This is a genomic window from Rubellimicrobium arenae, from assembly GCF_017916275.1.
Classification (GTDB): domain Bacteria; phylum Pseudomonadota; class Alphaproteobacteria; order Rhodobacterales; family Rhodobacteraceae; genus Rubellimicrobium; species Rubellimicrobium arenae.
The window spans coordinates 88,103-107,814 of the sequence record NZ_JAFMST010000002.1; the positions used below are offsets into that span (position 1 = coordinate 88,103).

At 67.3% G+C, this 19,712-nt stretch carries 17 protein-coding genes and 2 tRNA genes; 11 read left to right on the top strand and 8 right to left on the bottom strand.

The window, feature by feature from the left end; all coding sequences use genetic code 11:
* Nucleotides 1-4: 4 nt before the first annotated feature.
* Nucleotides 5-3,430 (top strand): type I restriction endonuclease subunit R, encoded by a 3,426-nt coding sequence (locus J3P31_RS03040; protein WP_210526937.1) that lies wholly within the window; start codon nucleotides 5-7, stop codon nucleotides 3,428-3,430.
* A gap of 279 nt (nucleotides 3,431-3,709) precedes the next feature.
* Here J3P31_RS03040 and J3P31_RS03045 read toward each other — a convergent pair.
* Nucleotides 3,710-3,799 (bottom strand) — tRNA-Ser (locus J3P31_RS03045).
* Nucleotides 3,800-4,014: 215 nt separating this feature from the next.
* Between J3P31_RS03045 and J3P31_RS03050 the strand changes: the two genes are divergently transcribed.
* The 7 genes from J3P31_RS03050 to J3P31_RS03080 are packed head-to-tail and all read left to right on the top strand — an operon-like array spanning nucleotide 4,015 to nucleotide 10,271.
* Nucleotides 4,015-4,623 carry a hypothetical protein gene (locus J3P31_RS03050; protein WP_210526938.1) on the top strand — a complete coding sequence of 203 codons (609 nt, stop codon included), beginning with the start codon at nucleotides 4,015-4,017 and terminating at the stop codon, nucleotides 4,621-4,623.
* 14 nt (nucleotides 4,624-4,637) lie between these two features.
* Nucleotides 4,638-5,963 carry a D-alanyl-D-alanine carboxypeptidase family protein gene (locus tag J3P31_RS03055; protein WP_210526939.1) on the top strand — a complete coding sequence of 442 codons (1,326 nt, stop codon included), beginning with the start codon at nucleotides 4,638-4,640 and terminating at the stop codon, nucleotides 5,961-5,963.
* Nucleotides 5,953-6,612: a dTMP kinase gene (gene tmk, locus J3P31_RS03060; RefSeq protein ID WP_210526940.1), complete on the top strand. Its 660-nt coding sequence runs from the start codon at nucleotides 5,953-5,955 to the stop codon at nucleotides 6,610-6,612. Before J3P31_RS03055 ends, tmk begins: the two co-directional genes overlap by 11 nt.
* Nucleotides 6,612-7,721, top strand: a complete 1,110-nt coding sequence (locus tag J3P31_RS03065) for a DNA polymerase III subunit delta' (RefSeq protein WP_210526941.1) — start codon at nucleotides 6,612-6,614, stop codon at nucleotides 7,719-7,721. The genes tmk and J3P31_RS03065 overlap by 1 nt, the downstream gene beginning before the upstream one ends.
* 14 nt (nucleotides 7,722-7,735) lie before the next feature.
* A complete protein-coding gene (locus tag J3P31_RS03070) occupies nucleotides 7,736-8,554 on the top strand; it encodes a TatD family hydrolase (RefSeq protein ID WP_210526942.1) in 819 nt (272 codons plus the stop codon).
* Nucleotides 8,551-9,345, top strand: a complete 795-nt coding sequence (locus J3P31_RS03075) for an MBL fold metallo-hydrolase (RefSeq protein ID WP_210526943.1) — start codon at nucleotides 8,551-8,553, stop codon at nucleotides 9,343-9,345. Before J3P31_RS03070 ends, J3P31_RS03075 begins: the two co-directional genes overlap by 4 nt.
* Nucleotides 9,342-10,271: an AEC family transporter gene (locus tag J3P31_RS03080; RefSeq protein ID WP_210526944.1), complete on the top strand. Its 930-nt coding sequence runs from the start codon at nucleotides 9,342-9,344 to the stop codon at nucleotides 10,269-10,271. The genes J3P31_RS03075 and J3P31_RS03080 overlap by 4 nt, the downstream gene beginning before the upstream one ends.
* On the opposite strand, the gene J3P31_RS21260 is transcribed toward J3P31_RS03080, so the two are convergent.
* From J3P31_RS21260 to J3P31_RS03100, 5 genes are all read right to left on the bottom strand, one after another.
* A complete protein-coding gene (locus J3P31_RS21260) occupies nucleotides 10,268-11,119 on the bottom strand; it encodes an ABC transporter permease (RefSeq protein ID WP_246849248.1) in 852 nt (283 codons plus the stop codon). The genes J3P31_RS03080 and J3P31_RS21260 overlap by 4 nt on opposite strands.
* A gap of 3 nt (nucleotides 11,120-11,122) precedes the next feature.
* Nucleotides 11,123-12,694: an ABC transporter permease gene (locus J3P31_RS21265; RefSeq protein WP_438270263.1), complete on the bottom strand. Its 1,572-nt coding sequence runs from the start codon at nucleotides 12,692-12,694 to the stop codon at nucleotides 11,123-11,125.
* 54 nt (nucleotides 12,695-12,748) lie between these two features.
* On the bottom strand, nucleotides 12,749-13,891 hold the full coding sequence (locus J3P31_RS03090) for an extracellular solute-binding protein (RefSeq protein WP_210526945.1): 1,143 nt from the start codon (nucleotides 13,889-13,891) through the stop codon (nucleotides 12,749-12,751).
* A gap of 32 nt (nucleotides 13,892-13,923) precedes the next feature.
* Nucleotides 13,924-15,027, bottom strand: a complete 1,104-nt coding sequence (locus J3P31_RS03095) for an ABC transporter ATP-binding protein (protein WP_246849279.1) — start codon at nucleotides 15,025-15,027, stop codon at nucleotides 13,924-13,926.
* Between the two features lie 339 nt (nucleotides 15,028-15,366).
* A tRNA-Leu gene (locus J3P31_RS03100) sits at nucleotides 15,367-15,453 on the bottom strand.
* Nucleotides 15,454-15,560: 107 nt separating this feature from the next.
* Between J3P31_RS03100 and lipB the strand changes: the two genes are divergently transcribed.
* From lipB to J3P31_RS03115, 3 genes are all read left to right on the top strand, one after another.
* Entirely contained in the window at nucleotides 15,561-16,235 is a 675-nt protein-coding gene (gene lipB, locus J3P31_RS03105; protein ID WP_210526947.1) for a lipoyl(octanoyl) transferase LipB, read from the top strand.
* Nucleotides 16,236-16,349: 114 nt separating this feature from the next.
* Nucleotides 16,350-18,026: a cytochrome c oxidase subunit I gene (gene ctaD / locus J3P31_RS03110; protein WP_210526948.1), complete on the top strand. Its 1,677-nt coding sequence runs from the start codon at nucleotides 16,350-16,352 to the stop codon at nucleotides 18,024-18,026.
* Nucleotides 18,027-18,399: 373 nt separating this feature from the next.
* Entirely contained in the window at nucleotides 18,400-18,909 is a 510-nt protein-coding gene (locus J3P31_RS03115) for a DUF2244 domain-containing protein (protein ID WP_210526949.1), read from the top strand.
* 29 nt (nucleotides 18,910-18,938) lie between these two features.
* On the opposite strand, the gene J3P31_RS03120 is transcribed toward J3P31_RS03115, so the two are convergent.
* Entirely contained in the window at nucleotides 18,939-19,124 is a 186-nt protein-coding gene (locus J3P31_RS03120) for a DUF3008 family protein (RefSeq protein ID WP_210526950.1), read from the bottom strand.
* Between the two features lie 57 nt (nucleotides 19,125-19,181).
* The gene (locus J3P31_RS03125; RefSeq protein WP_210526951.1) at nucleotides 19,182-19,640 is read right to left on the bottom strand and encodes a GatB/YqeY domain-containing protein; all 459 of its coding nucleotides are present in this window, start codon (nucleotides 19,638-19,640) and stop codon (nucleotides 19,182-19,184) included.
* Nucleotides 19,641-19,712 lie beyond the last annotated feature (72 nt).

Genomic DNA, 19,712 nt, shown 5'->3' on the forward strand with positions numbered 1-19,712 from the left:
TTGCATGGCAGTAACGAGTATCAACAGCGAGGACAGGCTGGTCCAGAAGACCTTCGCCGCCCACTTAGAACAGATGCTGGGCTGGGAGAGCGTGTATGCCTGGAACCAGGAAACCTTCGGCCCGGATGGCACGCTGGGCCGCAAGGACACCAAGGACACTGTGCTGACCCGTGACCTAAGCGCCGCTCTCGCCCGCCTTAACCCCGACCTACCCGAGAAGGCAATTGAGGAAGCCGTCCGCGCGCTGACTGTATATGACGTCAGCCGGTCGATGGTGCAGCACAACCGGGACTTCCACCGCCTGATCCGCGGCGGCGTGCCCGTCACCTATCGCGACGCCCAGGGCCGACAGAAATCCGCACGCGCCCGCGTGATCGACTTCGACAACGCCCCCGGCGCCAATCGCTTCCTTGCTGTGCGCGAGTTGAAGCTGACTGGAATCCGGACACCCAACTACAACCGCCGCGCCGATCTGGTCTGCTTCGTGAATGGCCTGCCGATGGTCTTCATCGAGTTGAAGGCCGTCTATAAGAATATCCGGGCTGGATTCGAGGGCAACCTGCGCGACTACGTGGACGAGAATGTCATCGCGCATGCGTTTCATCACAACGCCTTCCTGATCGTCTCAAACGGTGACAGCGCCCGCTATGGTTCGATTACGAGTGAATGGGAGCATTTCTACGAATGGAAGCGGCTGGATGAGGGGGACGAGGGCAGCGTTGATGCCGAGCGACTTCTCAACGGCATGCTGGCGCATGACCGGCTGCTCGATCTCGTCGAGAACTTTCTCCTGTTCGACGAGAGCAAGGCGGGAGCCGTGCGCAAGGTGGTAGCGAGAAACCACCAGGTCCTGGGCGTGAACCGCGCGGTAACATCAGTCGCACGGCAAGAAGCAATAAAGGCAAGTATCCCGGCCGGAGAGCGTCTACGGCACCGCGTGGTGGAGTTGCCGCTGGAGCCCAAGGCACCGGCGAAGCGCAGCAGGGGCGACCAAGCCCTTGTCTCGGCGGAGACAGCGCTGCCGTCCTTCGTCCCCGAGGGTCCCGTCGAGATCATCGAGCGGGCGCACCCCGATTTAGGCCGGCTGGGCGTGTTCTGGCATACGCAGGGCAGCGGAAAATCCTATTCCATGGCCTTCTTCGCCGAAAAGGTGCGGCGCAAGGTGCCGGGCAATTTTACCTTCCTGCTGATGACCGATCGAAACGATCTGGACAGCCAGATCTACAAGACCTTCGTGGGCTGCGGCGTTGCCGGAAACGAGACTCCGCGCGCCACGTCCGGCGATGATCTCGAACGGATCCTAAAGGACAATAACCAATATGTCTTTAGCCTGATCCACAAGTTCAACAAGGATGTCGACCCGAAGAAGCCCTACAGCCAGCGTGACGACATCATCGTGATCTCGGACGAGGCGCACCGCACCCAGGCGGGGCGGCTGGCCCGCAACATGCGTCTGTCGCTCCCCAATGCCGCCTTCATTGGCTTCACTGGCACGCCGCTGTTCAAGCAGGACGAGATCACCAAGCGCATCTTCGGCGAATATGTCTCGCGCTACGATTTCAAGCGGTCCGAGGAAGACGGGGCCACCGTCAAGCTGGTCTACGAAAACCGGGGCGAGAAGCTGGGCGTCGCCAAGACAGACCTGAACGAACAGATTGCTGAGAAGATAGAGGAGGCAGAGCTCGACCCCGATCAGGCGGCGCTTCTCGATAAGCTGCTCGGGAAGGACTACGAGGTCATCACCGCCGATGAGCGGCTCGACAAGATCGCAGCCGACTTCGTGGAGCACTGCGCGACGAGGTGGGAGTCCGGAAAAAGCCTCTTTGTGTGCATCGACAAGATTACCTGCGCCCGAATGCACCAGATGATTATCCCCCGATGGCGGGCGAAGGCGGCCGAAGTCAGGTTGGCAGCCGAAGCCAAGCAAACCGAAGCGGATGCAACTGTTGATGAGTCCCTGCGCGCTGTCCTCGCGGAGGAGGCGCAAGAGTTAGCTGAGCAGGCTACGTGGCTTGAGGAAACTATCGTCGAGATCATCATCAGCGAAGCGCAGAACGAGGTCGCGGACTTCAAAAAATGGGGGTTCGACATCATCCCGCACCGCGCCTTGATGAAGCAGGGCTTCGATACCGGGAATGGCGAACGGATTGATGTCGAGACAGCCTTCAAGAACCCCAAGCACCCGTTCCGCGTCGCAATCGTCTGCGCGATGTGGTTGACCGGTTTCGACGTGGAATGCTTGTCGACGCTCTACATCGACAAGCCGATGAAGGCACACACGCTGATGCAGGCCATCGCGCGGGCAAACAGGGTGTATCCTGGCAAGGACTTCGGCCTGATCGTCGACTACAACGGGATGCTCGCCAGCCTACGAGCCGCGCTCGCCCAGTACGCGCTCGGTGATGATGGCACAGGTGGAGAAGAGATCATCGCACCCATCGAGGAGAGGGTGCAGGCCCTTCTCGAAGCTATCGAGGCAACCGAGGCCCATCTGCGCGGCCTTGGCTTCGACCCGACCGTGCTGCTCGGCTCGAAGGGCTTTGTGCGCATCAAGGGACTGAAGGACGCCGTAGAAGCGGTCTATTCGACGGACGAATCCAAGCGGCGCTTCGAGATTCTCGCACGGCAGGTATTCATTCGCTTCAAGGCGCTGCTGATGGAGCCCAGCGCGTGGGCACACGCCGAACGACACGACAACATCGAAGCGATCTACAAGAAGCTGACCGAGCGGCGCGACACGGCTGACGTGACTGGGCTGTTGAAGGAGTTGCACCGGATCGTCAACGAGGCCATCCGAACGCAGGTGCCAGGAGACGACCAAGCCGAAGGGTTGACCTTCGACCTCAGTCAAATCGATCTTGAGAAGTTGCGCGATGAATTCCCTAAGGGAGTCAGGCGCAAAGCGACCGCGCTTCAGGACATCCGCGACATCGTCGAACAGAAACTCGCCGAGATGCTGGCGCGCAATCCAGCCAGGATGGACTATCAGGTGAAGTATGAGGCGATCATCGCCGACTACAATCGGGAGAAAGACAGAACCACCATCGAGGAGACGTTCCGCCGATTGGTAGAGTTCGTCAACAGTCTGGACGAGGAACAGAAGCGCGCGACGAAGGAGGGGCTCGGCGAAGATGAACTCGCGCTCTTCGACCTGCTGCTCAAGGATAATCTAGACAAAACGTCTCGTGAGCGCGTGAAGCAGGCGAGCCGCGACCTCTTTGGCTCCATAAAGGCGCGCTTGGCCGAACTCGATCGCTTCTGGGAGAAGGAGCAGACCAAGGCTGATATCGAGGTCTTCATCTTGGACGAGGTATTCGCGAGCTTACCGTCACCGCCCTTTACGTCCGACGAAAAGGAAGCGCTTGCTGCAAGCGTCTACGCACATGTGTGGCAGCAGGCCGTGAATGGTGGCTTCGCACAGGCGGCATAGGGCGCCTCGCTGATCGTTCGATCTCGGTTCCATCAGCTTGGCGAAAGGCACTGCGAACTGTGGCCAGTGCATGTCCAGAACGAACTGCACGATTTCAACAAGATCATGCTCTGAACCGCATTGCGCGCGGTCAACAGGTCCGGAGAAAATTGGCTCAGAGAGATAGCTTTCGGCCCTCATGGCGCCGGAGCCGGTGAACAGCCCCACCCGCATAACGCCCAAAAACAGCAAGAAATTCCAGCCGCAGCCGAACCGGGAGACACGTTTCGCCAAGGCAGGTGGCGGAGGAGGTGGGATTCGAACCCACGGGAGGCTTGCACCTCCGGCGGTTTTCAAGACCGCAGCAATCGACCGCTCTGCCACTCCTCCATCGCGCCCTGATACGGTGGTCTCGCCGCCTTGGGAAGCGGTATCACGATGGCGGGAGGGACCGGGGTCCGGATGTCGTCGGCTTTCCATCCTGTGCCCTCAGGGCTATTCTCGCACGCGACCGTGGCGGACCCGCTCCGTTCACATGTCATGGATCGAGGCAGCGGCCGTTCATGGCCCAACCGGCGGCGCCGGACGAAGTCGAGGGGCGGAGAATGTCGGCCAATCCGAACGCAGGCAGTCGGGCGAAGCGATGGCACCTTGCGCCCATCCTGCTGGCGTCCCTTGGGCTTGCAGCATGTGCGGAGAGCCCGGGCGCCGGGTCCGGCCCGAACGGCACCGAGGTCACGTCCTCGGCCGAGCCGATCGGACCGGAGGACGATGAGGCTCCGGAGGTATTTCACGTGGCCGAGCCCGGCCTATGGGACGGTCGCCCCTCGCTCGGGGGGATCTGGGTCGCGCATCCGGACGTGAACGAGCCCGAGCGGGTCCGTATCGCCAACGCCGACAACGGCCAGACCGTGATCGGCGCGCTGTTCCGCCGGGAGCGTGATCTGCCCGGCCCTGCGCTCCAGGTCTCGTCGGATGCGGCAACGGTCTTGGGGATGCTCCCGGGGGCCCCCGCGAACCTCGAGGTCACGGCACTTCGCAGGGACAGCGCGGATGCCCCCTCTGACCCCGCGGACGGCGGCGAGGCGCAGGACACCACATCGGACGCCGGGACGCCCGGCGCCCCTGAACCCGACGACGCGCCGGCCAGGCGCGCCATGCCCGTTCAACCGGCAGCCCAGGCGGCTGCCGACCCCCATCTCGAAGCCCGTTGACCGGGAGGACCCCGATGAGCCGACTGATCGCCGCCCTTGCCATGCTCGTCGCCGGGGCCCTGCCCCTCGCCGCCCAGGAGTTCGAGACCGCGGCCCGCGCGGCCTGGGTCTATGACGACACCACGGGCACCGTGCTTCTGGAGAAGAACGCCGACCAGCCGATCCCCCCGGCATCGATGTCCAAGCTCATGACACTGTACATGACCTTCGACGCCCTCAAGCGCGGGCAGCTGACCGAGGACATGACCCTCCCCGTCTCCGAGCACGCGATGAGCTACGGCGGCTCATCCATGTTCCTCAACACCCTGGACCGGCCGACGGTGCACCAGCTGCTGCGCGGCGTGATCGTGCTGTCGGGCAACGACGCGACGGTGGTCCTGGCCGAGGCGCTCTCTCCCGACGGGACGGAGGCCGGGTTCGCGCGGCTGATGACCGAAAAGGCGCACGAACTCGGCATGGCGCAGTCGCATTTCGTCAACTCGAATGGCTGGCCCGCCGAGGGACAGGTCATGTCCGCCCACGATCTTGGCATCCTGGCCGAGCATCTGATCCAGGACTTCCCGGACTACTATCCCATCTTCGCGGAGCAGGAGTTCGAGTTCGATGGCCGCGTGCCCTCGAACTCGCAGAACCGGAACCCGATCCTGGGGCTCGGGATCGGGGCCGACGGCCTCAAGACCGGACATACCGAAGAGGCGGGCTACGGGCTTGTGGGGTCGGCCAAGCAGGGCGACCGCCGGGTGATCTTCGTCATCACCGGGCTGCCCTCCATGGACGCGCGGCGAACCGAGGGTGAGCGGATCATCAACTGGGCCTTCCGCCAGTTCGCCGTCAAGAACGTCGGCTCGGCCGGAACCCGCATCGCCGAGGCCGAGGTCTGGATGGGGGCCACGCCGCGCGTGGGACTCGTGCTGCCCGAGGATCTGAGCGTCCTCGTGCCCGCCATGGGCGACGACGCGGTGCAGGCTTCGGTGTCCTACGAAGGGCCGATCTCCGCCCCCGTCGCCAAGGGCCAGCAGATCGCGGAACTCGTCCTCGAGCGGGCGGGCCTGCCCGAGATGCGCCTGCCCCTCGTCGCCGAGGCCGATGTCCCCAAGGGCGGGTTCATGCCGCGCGTGCAGACGGCTTTGGGTGTCCTGATGGGCAAGGCGGGACTGAGTCCCGCCATGCTGGGCGCCCTCCCCTCCGTCCGGACCAGTCCAGCCGACACGCAGGAGGCGGCGCCCGCAACCGCTCCCGCCGAGGCTACGGACACGACGGCGGCGGCGCCGGCCGCCTCCGAGCCGCAGATGGCCCCGTCCACGGGCGCGGATGGCGAGGCGCTTGACGATGTCGAATGAGGCCGGCGGCCTCTTCCTCAGCTTCGAAGGGATCGACGGCAGCGGGAAGTCCACGCAGGCCCGGCTCCTGGCCGACAGGCTCCGGGCGCTGGGCCGCGAGGTCGTCCTCACGCGGGAGCCGGGCGGCAGCCCGGGCGCCGAGGAGATCCGGCGCCTCGTGCTGACCGGGGACCGGCAGCGTTGGTCCGCCGAGACCGAGATCCTGCTGTTCACCGCCGCCCGCCGCGACCACCTGGAGCGGACGATCCGCCCGGCGCTCGCCCGGGGGGCCGTCGTGATCACCGACCGCTTCGCGGATTCGACCCGGCTCTACCAGGGCACGACGCGGGGCGACCTGCGGGATGTCGTCGACCGGTTGCACGCGCTGGTCATCGGGGTCGAGCCCGACCTGACCGTCCTCATCGACATGGACCCGGCGCTGGCGCTGGCGCGGAGCCTGCGCCGGCTGGGCGGCGATACCGCCGAAGCCCTGCCCGAGGACCGGTTCGAGGCCTTCGGCCTGGGGTTCCAGCAGCGCCTGCGGCAAGGCTACCTGGCCCTTGCCGCGCAGGAGCCGGAACGCATCGCGGTGATCGACGGCGGGCGGCCCGCCGGGGAGATCGCGCAGGACGTGGCCCGCGTGGCGCTGAGCCGCCTGATGCCTGCCTGATGGCCCGCGCGCCCGCCTCCGACGAGCCGCTCCCCGAACCGGACCGCCGCGACGGGGCCCCGCACCCGCGCGACGCGACGGCCGTCTTTGGACATGCCGCAGCCGAGAACGACATCCTGGCCGCGCTCGGGTCGGGCAAGATGCATTCGGGCTGGCTCTTCACCGGACCGGAGGGCATCGGAAAGGCCACCCTGGCCTACCGCATGGCCGGAACGCTGCTGGCGCAGCGGCCGGGCGATCCGCTGCCCGCCCATCTGGGCCTGCCGCCCGAGCATCCCGACGCCCGCCTGATCCGGGCCGGCGCGCATCCCCGGTTGTTCGTGCTCCGGCGCGGGATCGACGACCGGGGCAACCTTCGATCGGTCATCACGGTCGAGGAGGCCCGCAAGCTCCGGGACTTCTTCGGCCTGTCCGCGGCGGACGGGGGACGGCGGGTCGTGATCGTGGATCCGGCCGACGAACTGAACCCCAACGCCGCGAACGCGATCCTCAAGCTGCTCGAGGAGCCTCCCGCCCGGGCGACGCTGATCCTCGTCGCCCATCAGCCCGCACGCCTTCTGCCGACCATCCGGTCCCGCTGCCGCCTGCTCCGGCTGTCGCCACTCGGGGCGGAGGACCTGGGCCGGGCCATGGAGGCGATCGGCCTGGCCACCGACGCCCCCGGTCCCCTGGCCGAACTGGCGGGCGGATCGGTCGGCAACGCGGTCCGGCTGGTGGCCGACGGGGGGCTCGAGCTTTACGGGGACCTCGTGGGCCTCTTGTCGGGAATCCCCCGCATGGACCGGTCCCGGGCCATCCGGCTGGCCGAGTCCTGCGCAGGCCGCGCCGAGGGGCGCTTCGGGCTCCTGGTCGACCTCCTGGACCTGCTCCTGACGCGGATGGCCCGCGCCGGGCTCCAGGGTCCGCCCCCCGAGGCCGCGCCCGGCGAGGCGACGCTCCTGGCCCGGATGGCCCCGCACGACCGGGCCGCCCGCGCCTGGGCCGAGCGTCAGGCGACGGCCTCGGCCCGCGCGCGCCAGGGACGGGCCGTCAATCTTGACCCTGCCGCCCTGGTGCTCGATATGCTCCTTCAGATCGAACAGACGGCGCGCACGGCCGCCGCAGCCTGAGGCGGCCCCCTGAGATGAGCCCTGACGCGTTCCCCCTCCCCGGCCTCGTGGACAGCCACTGCCACCTCGACTTTGCGGACCTGGTGGATGACCTGCCTGGCGTCATGGCCCGCGCCCGCGCTGCCGGGGTCGAACGGATGGTCACCATCTGCACCCGTCTCCGCCAGGAGCCGCGCGTCCGCGCCCTCGCCGAGGCGCATGACGGCGTCTTCTACGCCGCCGGCACCCACCCGATGAGCGCCGCCGAAGAGCCCATGGCCACGGTGGACGACCTCGTCCGGATCGCGGCCCATCCCCTGATGGTGGGCATCGGCGAGACGGGGCTGGACTACCACTACTCGGCCGACAGCGCGGAGGTTCAGAAGACCTCGCTCCGCATCCATATCGAGGCGGCGCAGGAAACGGGCCTGCCGCTCATCATCCATGCGCGCGACGCCGACGAGGACATGGCCCGCCTTCTGTCCGACGGCTACCTGATCAAGCCCTACGCCTGCGTCATGCACTGCTTCTCCTCCGGCGAGGGGCTGGCCCGGGCCGCGCTGGACCTGGGGTTCTACCTTTCGGTGTCGGGCATCGCCGCCTTCCCGAAAAGCGGGGAGCTGCGGGACATCTTCCGCCACGCCCCGGTCGACCGCGTCCTCGTCGAAACCGACAGCCCTTATCTGGCCCCGCCGCCGCATCGGGGCAAACGGAACGAGCCCGCCTACGTCGCCCACACCGCCCGCGCCGTCGCGCATCTTTGGGACATGACGCCCGAAGAGTTCGCGCAGGCGACCTCGCGCAACTTCGACCGCCTGTTCACCAAGGCGGCCCGGGCCCGGGCGGCGGCGTGAGCGGCACCTTCCGCATCCTGGGTTGCGGGTCGTCGGGCGGCGTTCCCCGCGTGGGCGGCGACTGGGGCGACTGCGACCCCACGGACCCGCGGAACGCCCGCCGCCGCTGCTCCGCCCTGGCCACGCGCAGGGGGCCGAACGGTGTCACGCGGGTCCTGATCGACACCTCGCCCGACCTTCGGACGCAGCTCCTCGACGCCCAGGTGGGCGTGCTGGACGCGGTGCTCTACACGCATCCGCATGCGGACCACGTGCATGGCATCGACGACCTCCGCATGGTGGTGTTCAACATGCGCGCGCGCCTGCCGGTCTGGGCGGACGAGCCCACCGCGCGCGAGCTGATGCTCCGCTTCGGCTACGCCTTCGAGACGCCGCCCGGCTCCGGCTATCCTCCCATCTGCGACCTCAAGCGGATCCAGGGCCCCGTCACCATCGACGGTCTCGGCGGCCCGCTGACCTTCACCGGCTTCACCGTGGAGCATGGCAGCATCCCGGCCCTCGGCTTCCGTGTCGGGGACCTGGCCTACCTCCCGGACGTGTCCTCCATCCCCGAGGACGCCTGGCCCAGCCTCATGGGGCTCGACTGCTTCGTCGTGGACGCGCTGCGCTACAAGCCGCACCCGACCCACGCGCATCTCGAACAGGCGCTGGAATGGATCGCGCGGGCCCGGCCCCGGAGGGGCGTGCTGACCAACATGCATGTCGACCTCGACTACGAGACCCTCTCCCGCGAGCTGCCGCCCGGCGTGATCCCGGCGCATGACGGGCTCGAGATCGACTTCACCCCGTGAGCATCCTCCTGTCCGTCATCCTGCCGGTCTTTCTCGTGATCGGGATGGGCTTCCTCGCCGCCAAGAGGGGGGCGATCTCGCCGGCCGGCATCGACGGGCTCATGCGCTTCTCGCAGGGGTTTGCGGTGCCGGTGCTGCTGTTCCAGGCCATCGCGACCCTGGACCTGCGCGAGAACTTCGACCTCCGGCTGGTCGGGGCCTTCTACACCGGGTCGTTCACCTGCTTCCTGATCGGGATGTTCGGGGCCCGCCACATCTTCCATCGCGACTGGGAGGATGCGGTCGCGATCGGGTTCATCGCGCTCTTCTCCAACTCGCTGCTGCTGGGCCTGCCCATCACCGAACGGGCCTTCGGGCCGGACTCGATCCGGTCGAACTTCGCCATCATCGCGGTCCATTCGCCGTTCTGCTACGCCGTGGGGATCACGGCCATGGAAATCGCGCGGGCGCACGGCCAGCCGCCACGCGCCATCCCGGCCAAGGTCCTGCGGGCGATCTTCTCGAACGCTCTGATTGTGGGCATCACGCTGGGGCTGATCGTCAACCTGACCGGACTGCCGATCCCGACCGTGGTGGATGACGGGCTCGACATGCTCGTCCGCGCCGCCCTGCCCTCGGCCCTGTTCGGCCTGGGGGGCGTGATCGCGCGCTACCGGATCGAGGGGGACCTGCCCACGATCCTGTTCACGCTGTCGCTGTCGCTGATCCTCCACCCCGCCATCGCCTGGGGGCTGGGCAGCCTCGTGGACCTGCCCGAGGACGCGTTCCGGTCCGCTGTCGTGACCGCGGCCATGGCCCCGGGCGCGAACGCCTACCTGTTCGCCGCGATGTACGGCCGCGCCACGCGGGTCGCGGCCTCCTCGGTCCTCCTGGGGACGGCGCTGTCCATCGTCACCGCCGCCATCTGGCTCGGGCTCTTGGTCTAGGCGGGGGACAGCCCCCGCAGACGCTCGCTCCGGCGGCGCAGCAGCTCGAGCGTCCCGAGCAGCAGCACCGACACCGCGATCAGCACGGTCGCTGCCGCCAGGATGGTGGGCGAGATCTGCTCGCGCAGGCCGGTGAACATCTGCCAGGGCAGCGTCTTCTGCCCCGCCGCCCCCATGAAGAGCACCACCACCACCTCATCGAAGGAGGTGATGAAGGCGAACAGCGCCCCCGACACCACCCCCGGCAGGATCAGCGGCATCTGCACCTTCCAGAAGGTCCGCATGGGTCCGGCGCCCAGGGACGCCGCCGCCCGGGTCAGCGACTTGTCGAAGCCCACCAGCGTCGCCGTCACCGTGATGATCACGAAGGGGATGCCCAGCGCCGCATGCGCCAGCACCACGCCCCAGTAGGTCCCCTGCAACCCGATGCGCGAATAGAAGAAGTACATCCCCGCCGCCGAGATGATGAGCGGCACGATCATGGGCGAGATCAGGATGGCCATGATCGCCCGCTTGAAGGGGACGTGGCCCTGCGACAGCCCGACCGCGGCCAGCGTGCCCAGCGCGACGGCGATCAGCGTCGCCACCGGCGCGATGGCCAGCGAGTTCCACAGCGGGCCCTGCCAGTCCGGGTTCGTGAAGAAGTCGCGGTAATGCTGCAGCGAGTAGCCCGCCGGGTCGAGCCGCAGCATCTCGGGGGTGAAGGTGAAGAAGTCCTGGGCGTTGAAGCTGAGCGGGATGACGACCAGCAGCGGCGCGATCAGATAGAAGAGGATCAGGCCGCAGATGGTGCGGAAGGTGTAGTGCCAGACGCGCTGACCGGTCGAGGCATAGGTCGGAAGCGCCATGTCTCAGCCCCCCAGCTTGACGTTGTCGATGCCGACCAGCCGGTCGTAGGCCCAGTACAGCAGCAGCACCACCGCGAGCAGGATGGTCCCCAGCGCAGCGGCAAGGCCCCAGTTGAGCGAATCCGAGATGTGGTAGGCGATGCGGTTCGAGATGAAGACGCCCTTGGTCCCACCGACCAGCTCGGGCGTGATGTAGTAGCCGATGGCCAGGATGAAGACGAGGATCGACCCCGCGCCGATCCCCGGGACCGACTGCGGGAAGTACACCCGCCAGAAGGCCGTCCAGTCGTTCGCGCCCAGCGACTTGGCGGCGCGGACATAGGAGGGCGGGATCCCCTTCATCACGGAATAGAGCGGCAGGATCATGAACGGGAGCAGGATGTGCGTCATCGCGATGATCGTCCCGGTCTGGTTGTTGATCATCACCAGCCGCCCGCTGTCCGACAGCACGCCCGCCCAGACCAGGAGGTCGTTGATGACGCCCTGCTGCTGGAGCAGCACCTTCCACGCGCTCGTCCGCACGAGGAGGGAGGTCCAGAACGGCAGCAGGACAAGGATCATCAGCAGGTTCGCCGAACGCATCGGCAGGCTCGCCAGGAGGAAGGCCACGGGATAGCCGAGCAGGATGCAGGTGGCCGTGATGGTGACCGACAGGATCAGCGTCCGGATGAAGAGCTGGATGTAGATGCGGTCGGAGCCTTCGCGCAACTCGATCCCCTGCGGGCCGATCTTCAGGTCGACGGCGTTCAGGTAATAGCCGGCCGTGAAGCGGGGCGAGAAGGTGCGGAGCGTGGTCCAGATCTCGGGCTCGCCCCATCCCTCGTCGTCGTCCACAAACTGCTGCTTGAGCGAGACGGCTTCGAAGCCGGACACGTCGACGGAGGGCAGGCCCGGCGGCTGCGCCCCGGCGGCAAGATCGCGGTAGAGCGCCGCATAGACAAAGTCGCCCAGGTCCTCCTCGGCCGGATCGTCGCCGTGGACGTCCACCGTGAACTTGGCCCAGGCGTCATAGGCATCGGTCGTCTGGGGCAGCGCGGCGCGCACTGCGTCGTCGGCCATCCAGGCGGCCCAGCGGCCCGGATCCGCGAAGGCCGGATTGGCGTCGCCGAACTGGTCGGCATAGACGTCGGTGTCGAACTTGCCGACATGGCGCCCAGCCCCCCGGAAGAGAGAGGACGCGCCGCCGAACTCGTAGTTCAGCCGCGTGCCGAGCTGGGTGTGGATCTTGTATTCCTCGGCGACCACGAGGTCGGTGTAGAGCGCGTCGAAGACCGCCTCGCCCGGCACTTCGGCCGGGTCGTCGCGCAGGGCCGCAACGGTGCGCGGCAGGGTTTCCGGGACGATGGCGTTCTCGACCGAACGGAACAGCATGTCCCCGATCGGCAGGACGAAGGTCACGAGGATGAACAGCAGGAGGGGCGCAATGAGCAGCAGCGCCCTCGCCTTCTGGCGCCGGAGCGACCGCGCGAGGCTGGCCCGCAGGAGCGTCCCATCGGCGGCCAGCATCGGCTCGGGAGAAGCGGGCCGCGCCTCGCGCCCCGTGGGCAGTCCGCCCGTGATCGTCGCGTCGGCCATGCCGTCACCTCCTTGGAAGGTCGGCGGGGCCCCGGAAGGCCCCGCCCGCCGTGCTTACTGGGCCAGCCAGTTCTGGAAGGTCGCCTCGACCTCGTCCTGATGGTCGGCCCACCATTCGATGTTGTTGACGAGGTAGTTCTTCATGTTCTCGGGGTTCGTCGGCATGTAGGGCGCCATCTCGATGCCCAGGTCGGCATGGGTCGAGACGAGCGGCTGCGACGAGGCCCGGGCCGGGCCATAGGCGATGTACTTGGCCTGATCGGCAAGGCGCTGGGTGTCGGTCGCGAAGCGCAGGAAATGCATCGTGCGGTTCATGCGGGCCTCGTCGAGCCCGGCGGGCACGATCCAGCCGTCGAAGTCGAAGTTCTGGTAGTCCCAGAGCATGGCGACCGGCTGCTTCTGCTCGGCGATGACCGAGAACAGGCGGCCGTTGTAGGTCGAGCCCATCACGACTTCCTTGTCGGCGAGCAGCTGGGGCGTCTCGGCGCCGGCGGTCCACCAGATCACGTCGCCCTTAATGGTGTCGAGCTTGGCCAGCGCGCGCTCGACGCCGCCATCCTCATCCAGGACGTCGTACACGTCCTCGGCCGGAACGCCGTCGCAGATCAGCGCCCATTCCAGGTTCTTCTTGGGCGAGGACTGGAGCGAGCGCTTGCCCGGGAAGGTCTCGGTGTCGAAGATGTCGCAGATGTCGTCCGGGGTCTGGCCGTTCCATTCGGCCACGTCGGTGCGGTAGCCGAAGGTGGTCGAGAAGTAGATCTGCGGGATGTAGCAGTCGTTGATGAGCGAATCGCCGAAGTCGTCGGACGGCTTGGAGCCGTCGTCGCCGGGGGCCAGGGCCTCATCGGCGTCGATCTCGACCGCGAGGCCTTCGTCGCAGGCGCGCTGCGAATCGGGGCCTTCCACGTCCACCAGGTCGAACGGCATGTTGCCGGCTTCCTGCGCGGCGCGGAGCTTGGCGATGGCCTCGTTCGAGGATTCGTCCCAGGTCACGGTGATGCCGGTCAGGGCCTCGTAGGGCTCGACATAGGCCTTGAGCTGCGAGTTCTGGTAGGCGCCGCCCCAGGACATGATGACCATGGAATCCGAGCAGTTGTCGCAGGGCGGCAGCTCGGTGCCGGCCTCCTGCGCAAGCGCGCCGCCGGCCATGGGCAGCAAGGCAAGCGCCGCCGAGCCCAGCAGTTTGGTGATCGTCATTACGGTTCTCCCTGTTTGGCTTTTATTGGTCGTCACGCCGCGTCGAGCGCGCGGCAGTCCTCGGGCAGCCAGCCGATCTCGATCTCCTGGCCGGGCTGGAGCCGGGTCTGGTCGGGGGCGTTCCGGGACTTGATGATGAACTCGTCGTTGCCCGCCACCGACAGCCGGGTGCGGAACATGTCGCCCATGTAGATGAACTCCTCGACCCGCGCGCGCAGCGTATGCGCGTCGGACCGGAGGCGGGCCTTGTTGAATTCGACCCGCTCGGGCCGGATCGAGACCTTGGTGCGGTCGCCCACACGGCTCACGTTCACGGGCTTGGCGTCGATCTCGTCGCCCGAATCGAGCCGCACCACGCAGCGCCCCTGGTCGATGGCGGTGACGACGCCCGTCAGGGTGTTGTTCTCGCCGATGAACTGGGCCACGAAACTGTTGAGCGGGGCCTCATAGAGCACGTCGGGCGGAGCGAGCTGCTGGATCCGCCCGTCGTTGAACACGGCCACGCGGTCCGACATGGTCAGCGCCTCGGTCTGGTCGTGGGTGACGTAGACCACCGTGATGCCGAGATTGTCCGAGATGTGCTTGATCTCGAACTGCATGTGTTCGCGCAGCTGCTTGTCGAGCGCGCCGAGCGGCTCGTCCATCAGCACCAGCTCGGGCTCGAACACGAGGGCGCGCGCCAGGGCGATCCGCTGCTGCTGGCCGCCCGACAGCTGCGCGGGCCGCCGGTTGGCGAACTTGCCCATCTGCACCATGTCCAGGGCGCGCTTGACCTTGGCCTCGCGCTCGGCCTGGCCCATCTTGCGGACCTCCAGCGGGAAGGCCAGGTTCTCGGCCACGCTCATGTGGGGGAACAGGGCGTAGTTCTGGAACACCATGCCGATGCCGCGCTTGTGGGGCGGGACGTCGTTGATGTTGCGCCCGGCCAGCCGGATCTCACCATGGGTGGCGGTCTCGAAACCCGCCAGCATCATGAGGCAGGTGGTCTTGCCGGAGCCCGACGGCCCCAGCATGGTCAGGAACTCGCCCTTGGGGATGGTGAGGTTCAGGTCCTTCACGACGAGGGTTTGGCCATCGTAGCTCTTTTGCACGCGCTCGAACTCGACGAACGCCGCGTCCCTCGAAGCTTGGACCAATGTCACACCCCCTCTTGCTGGCGGCCTGTGCCGCTCTAGATGTTGCGACTTAACCGGACGGGGCCCGGTCTGGCAACCTAAACGGTCCTGCCCCCCGCCCGGACCACACGCAGAAATGTCCAGCGTGGAGGCGGATGCCCAATTGATGGGCATTTGCGCATGGAGTCCGGCCAGAGCAGCCGGTCGCGTCCATGTCGCCCAAGGTTTCCCCCATGCCGCCATCTGGCCGGACGCACCCAAGGTCCTGACCCGCGACGGGCGCAAAGCAACAGACCGGCGACCAAAGCAAAAGGCCCGCCTGTTGGGCGGGCCTTTCAGCGCCTCCTCCCGAAAGAGGATTGGTGCGGTTGAGAGGACTCGAACCTCCACGGGTGTTACCCCACAGCGACCTCAACGCTGCGCGTCTACCAATTCCGCCACAACCGCATGTTCTGGCGAGGGGGCGTATAGACGAGGCTCTCGGGGGACCACAAGGGGGGCCGAAAAGATTTCCGGGTCTTTTCGTCCGCCGCCTTCTCGACCATCTGATTGGCATGGTGGAATGGCATCACAGCGAGGGGCTCGTCCCCTACCCCGAGGCTCTGGCCTTCATGGAATCGCGGGTCGAGGCCATCGCCGCGGGGACCGCGCCCGAGGCGATCTGGCTGCTCGAGCACCCGCCCCTCTACACGGCCGGCACCTCGGCCAAGCCACACGACCTCAAGGACCCCGGCCGATTCCCGGTCCACGAGGCGCGGCGCGGCGGGCAGTACACCTATCACGGACCGGGCCAGCGCGTCGCCTACGTGATGCTGGACCTGAATCGCCGCGGCCGGGACGTCCGGCGCTTCGTGGCCGATCTCGAGGGCTGGGTGATCGACTCGCTGACCGAGTTCGGCCTCAGGGGCGAGCGGCGCGAGGGACGGGTGGGCATCTGGATCCCGCGGCCGGACAAGGCCCCGAACCCCGACGGCTCTCTGCGCGAGGACAAGATCGCCGCGATCGGCGTGCGGCTGCGCCGCTGGGTGAGCTTCCACGGCATCTCGATCAACGTGGAGCCGGACCTGAGCCATTTCGACGGGATCGTGCCCTGCGGGATCAGCGAGCATGGCGTGACCAGCCTCGTGGACCTCGGGCTGCCGGTGACGATGGCCGACCTCGACGCGGCGCTGGTCCGCACCTTCGCCGCCCGCTTCCCCGACCTCGGGGATCCACGCTCCAGGACGTGAAAACTGCGACCGCCTGTCGGCTTGCCCGACCGGCCCAATCCTTCTAGAACGCCCGCTGTACGGGCCCGGCCTCCGCCGTTTGCCCTCACGATTCCTTTCGGGAGAGCCGCCGCAATGGCCGACGCTGCCATCCACACAGACCACCATGACGAGCGGGGCTTCTTCGCCCGCTGGTTCATGTCCACCAACCACAAGGACATCGGCATCCTTTACCTGCTCGTGTCGGGCGTCGCGGGCTTCATCGCGGTGCTCTTCACCGTGTACATGCGCATGGAGCTGATGGAGCCCGGCGTGCAGTTCATGTGCCTCGAGGGCGCGCGCTTCTGGCCCGCCTCCGATCCGGCCACCTGCACGCCCAACGGGCACCTTTGGAACGTGATGATCACCTACCACGGGGTGCTCATGATGTTCTTCGTCGTGATCCCCGCGCTGTTCGGCGGCTTCGGCAACTACCTGATGCCGCTGCAGATCGGCGCGCCGGACATGGCGTTCCCGCGCCTCAACAACCTGTCGTTCTGGATGTTCGTCGCGGGCGTTTCGCTCGGCGTGGCGTCGCTCCTGGCGCCCGGCGGCGACGGCCAGCGCGGCGCGGGCGTGGGCTGGGTGCTCTACCCGCCGCTCTCCACCTCGGACGGCGGCATGTCCATGGACCTCGCGATCTTCGCCGTGCACCTGTCGGGCGCGTCGTCGATCCTGGGCGCCATCAACATGATCACCACCTTCCTGAACATGCGCGCCCCGGGCATGACGCTCTTCAAGGTGCCGCTGTTCTCGTGGTCGATCTTCGTCACCGCCTGGCTGATCCTCCTGGCCCTGCCCGTGCTGGCCGGCGCGATCACCATGCTCCTGACGGACCGCAACTTCGGGACGACCTTCTTCCAGCCGTCCGGCGGCGGGGACCCGGTGCTCTACCAGCACATCCTGTGGTTCTTCGGCCACCCCGAGGTGTACATCATCATCCTTCCCGGCTTCGGGATCATCAGCCACGTCATCGCGACCTTCTCGCGCAAGCCGATCTTCGGCTACCTGCCGATGGTCTGGGCGCTGATCGCGATCGGCGTGCTGGGCTTCGTCGTGTGGGCGCACCACATGTACACCGCCGGCATGTCGCTGACGCAGCAGTCCTACTTCATGCTGGCCACCATGGTTATCGCGGTGCCCACCGGCGTGAAGGTCTTCTCCTGGATCGCCACGATGTGGGGCGGCTCGGTGGAGTTCAAGACGCCCATGCTCTGGGCCATGGGCTTCATCTTCCTGTTCACCGTCGGCGGCGTGACCGGCGTGGTGCTTTCGCAGGCCCCGATCGACCGCTACTATCACGACACCTACTACGTGGTGGCCCACTTCCACTACGTGATGTCGCTGGGCGCGGTCTTCGCGATCTTCGCGGGCATCTACTTCTACCTGCCCAAGTTCACCGGCAAGATGATGCCCGAATGGGTCGGCCGGGTACACTTCGCCCTGATGTTCATCGGCGCGAACGTCACCTTCTTCCCGCAGCACTTCCTGGGCCGCCAGGGCATGCCGCGCCGCTACATCGACTATCCGGAGGCCTTCGCCACCTGGAACTACGTGTCGTCGATCGGCGCCTTCATCGCCTTCGCCTCGTTCGTGTTCTTCATCGTGGCGCTGTTCTACGTGCTCGCCACCCAGAAGCGCACCGCCCCGGCGAACCCCTGGAACGAATGGGCCGACACGCTCGAATGGACCCTGCCCTCCCCGCCGCCGGAGCACACCTTCGAGATCCTGCCCAAGCCGTCGGACTGGAACCGCACCCACGCGCATGAGTAAGGGTGGCGCCAGCCCGGCCTCCTTACAGGAACGGTCCAGCCTCAGGCCTGAGGCCGTCCCAAGGGATCCGACATGACAAGGCCTGCCAGCGGCGACGTTGGCAGGCCTTCGTCGTTCCGGCCCAAGGAATGCCCGGACGGCGGTCCAAACGCCCCGGGTCCTTGAGGGACCCCCGGTTCAGCGCCAGCGGTCCGATCAGAGAGGCAAAGGCGGCCAGCAGGCCCGGCCATCGCCGACGCCGTCCCGGACCGGAACCCATGGCATCCGCCCGCGTCAGAGCAGCGCAACGGGCCTTGAACCCAGCGCGCCATGCCTATGTCCTTGCTGCCGAGACCCAAGCCCGACGTGCGGCCCAAGGAGACCGACACATCCGATGCCCTATCGCTGGACAGACCCTCTCCCCACCTCCGAGGCGGACAGCCCGCCGCCCGTTGCCCAGCTTCAGCTCTGGCCGCACAGGTCGCTGCCGCGCCGGGGTTTCGTCGGCTTCTTCGGGGCCACGGCCGTCCTGGCCGCCGTCCCCCTCCTGGCGGTCCTGGGCTCGCCGGTCCTCTGGGGGGTGCTGCCGTTCTTCCTCGTGACCTTCATGGCGCTCTGGATCGCGATCCAGGCGACCTATCGCACGGGCGAGGTGCGGGAGGAACTTCGGCTCTGGCCGGATCGCATCCTCCTGACCCGGCACGAGCCGCGCCGGCCTCCCCGCCGCTGGGAGGCCAACCCCCACTGGATCCGCACCGCCCTGCACGAGACGGGCGGCCCCGTGCCGAACTACCTGACCCTGACCGGCGCCGGCCGCACCGTCGAGCTCGGCGCCTTCCTGAGCGAGGAGGAGCGGATCGAGCTGAAGCCCGAGCTCGAGGACGTGCTCCGCCGGTTGCAGTAAGGGACCCGCGCCCCGGGCGGCGCGGCCGCTCAGTCGTCGAGCTTCTCGGGCAGCCCCTCGTGCCTGGTGGAGGCCAGCTCCTCGAGCTGGTCCTCCGTCATGTCGTCGAACATCTCGCGCGAGGCGCCCTGCAGGTCCTCGGGCTTGATCTCGCCGCGCTTGGCGGCCAGCGCGGCGCCTGCGGCGCGCTGCTGGGCCTTGGAATGGGCGGGCATGGGGGCCTCCCTGGTTGTGGCCCGGGGAAAACGCCCCCGCCCGGCCGCCGTTCCCGACTAGGACAGCCGGGCCTTGACCAGCGGTCCGACCTTGCCGAAATCCATCTGCCCGGCGTAGCGCGTCTTGAGCGCGTTCATGACACGACCCATATCGCGCAGGCCCGACGCCCCCTCGGCCGCGATGGTGGCCACGATGGCCTCCTCGGCCTCCTGCTCGGAGAGCTGCCGGGGCAGGAACTCCTCGATGACCGCGATCTCGGCCCGTTCCTTCGAGGCGAGGTCGTCGCGTCCCGCGTCGTCGTAGGCCTTGGCGCTCTCCTGCCGCTGCTTGACCATCCTGGCCAGCACGGCGATCACGCCTTCGTCCGGCACCGGCGAGGGCTGCCCTTCGCCGCGGGCGGCGATGTCACGGTCCTTCACCGCCGAATTCATCAGCCGCAGCACCCCGAGGCGCTCCGCCGCCTTGGCGCGCATCGCCTCCTTGAGAGCCTCGTTGATCCTCGCGCGCAGGTCCATGACCGTTCTCCTTGGTTCGTTGCAGGGCGACATATGTCCCGCGTCCGATTGGCGCAATCGGCTTGGGTTGAC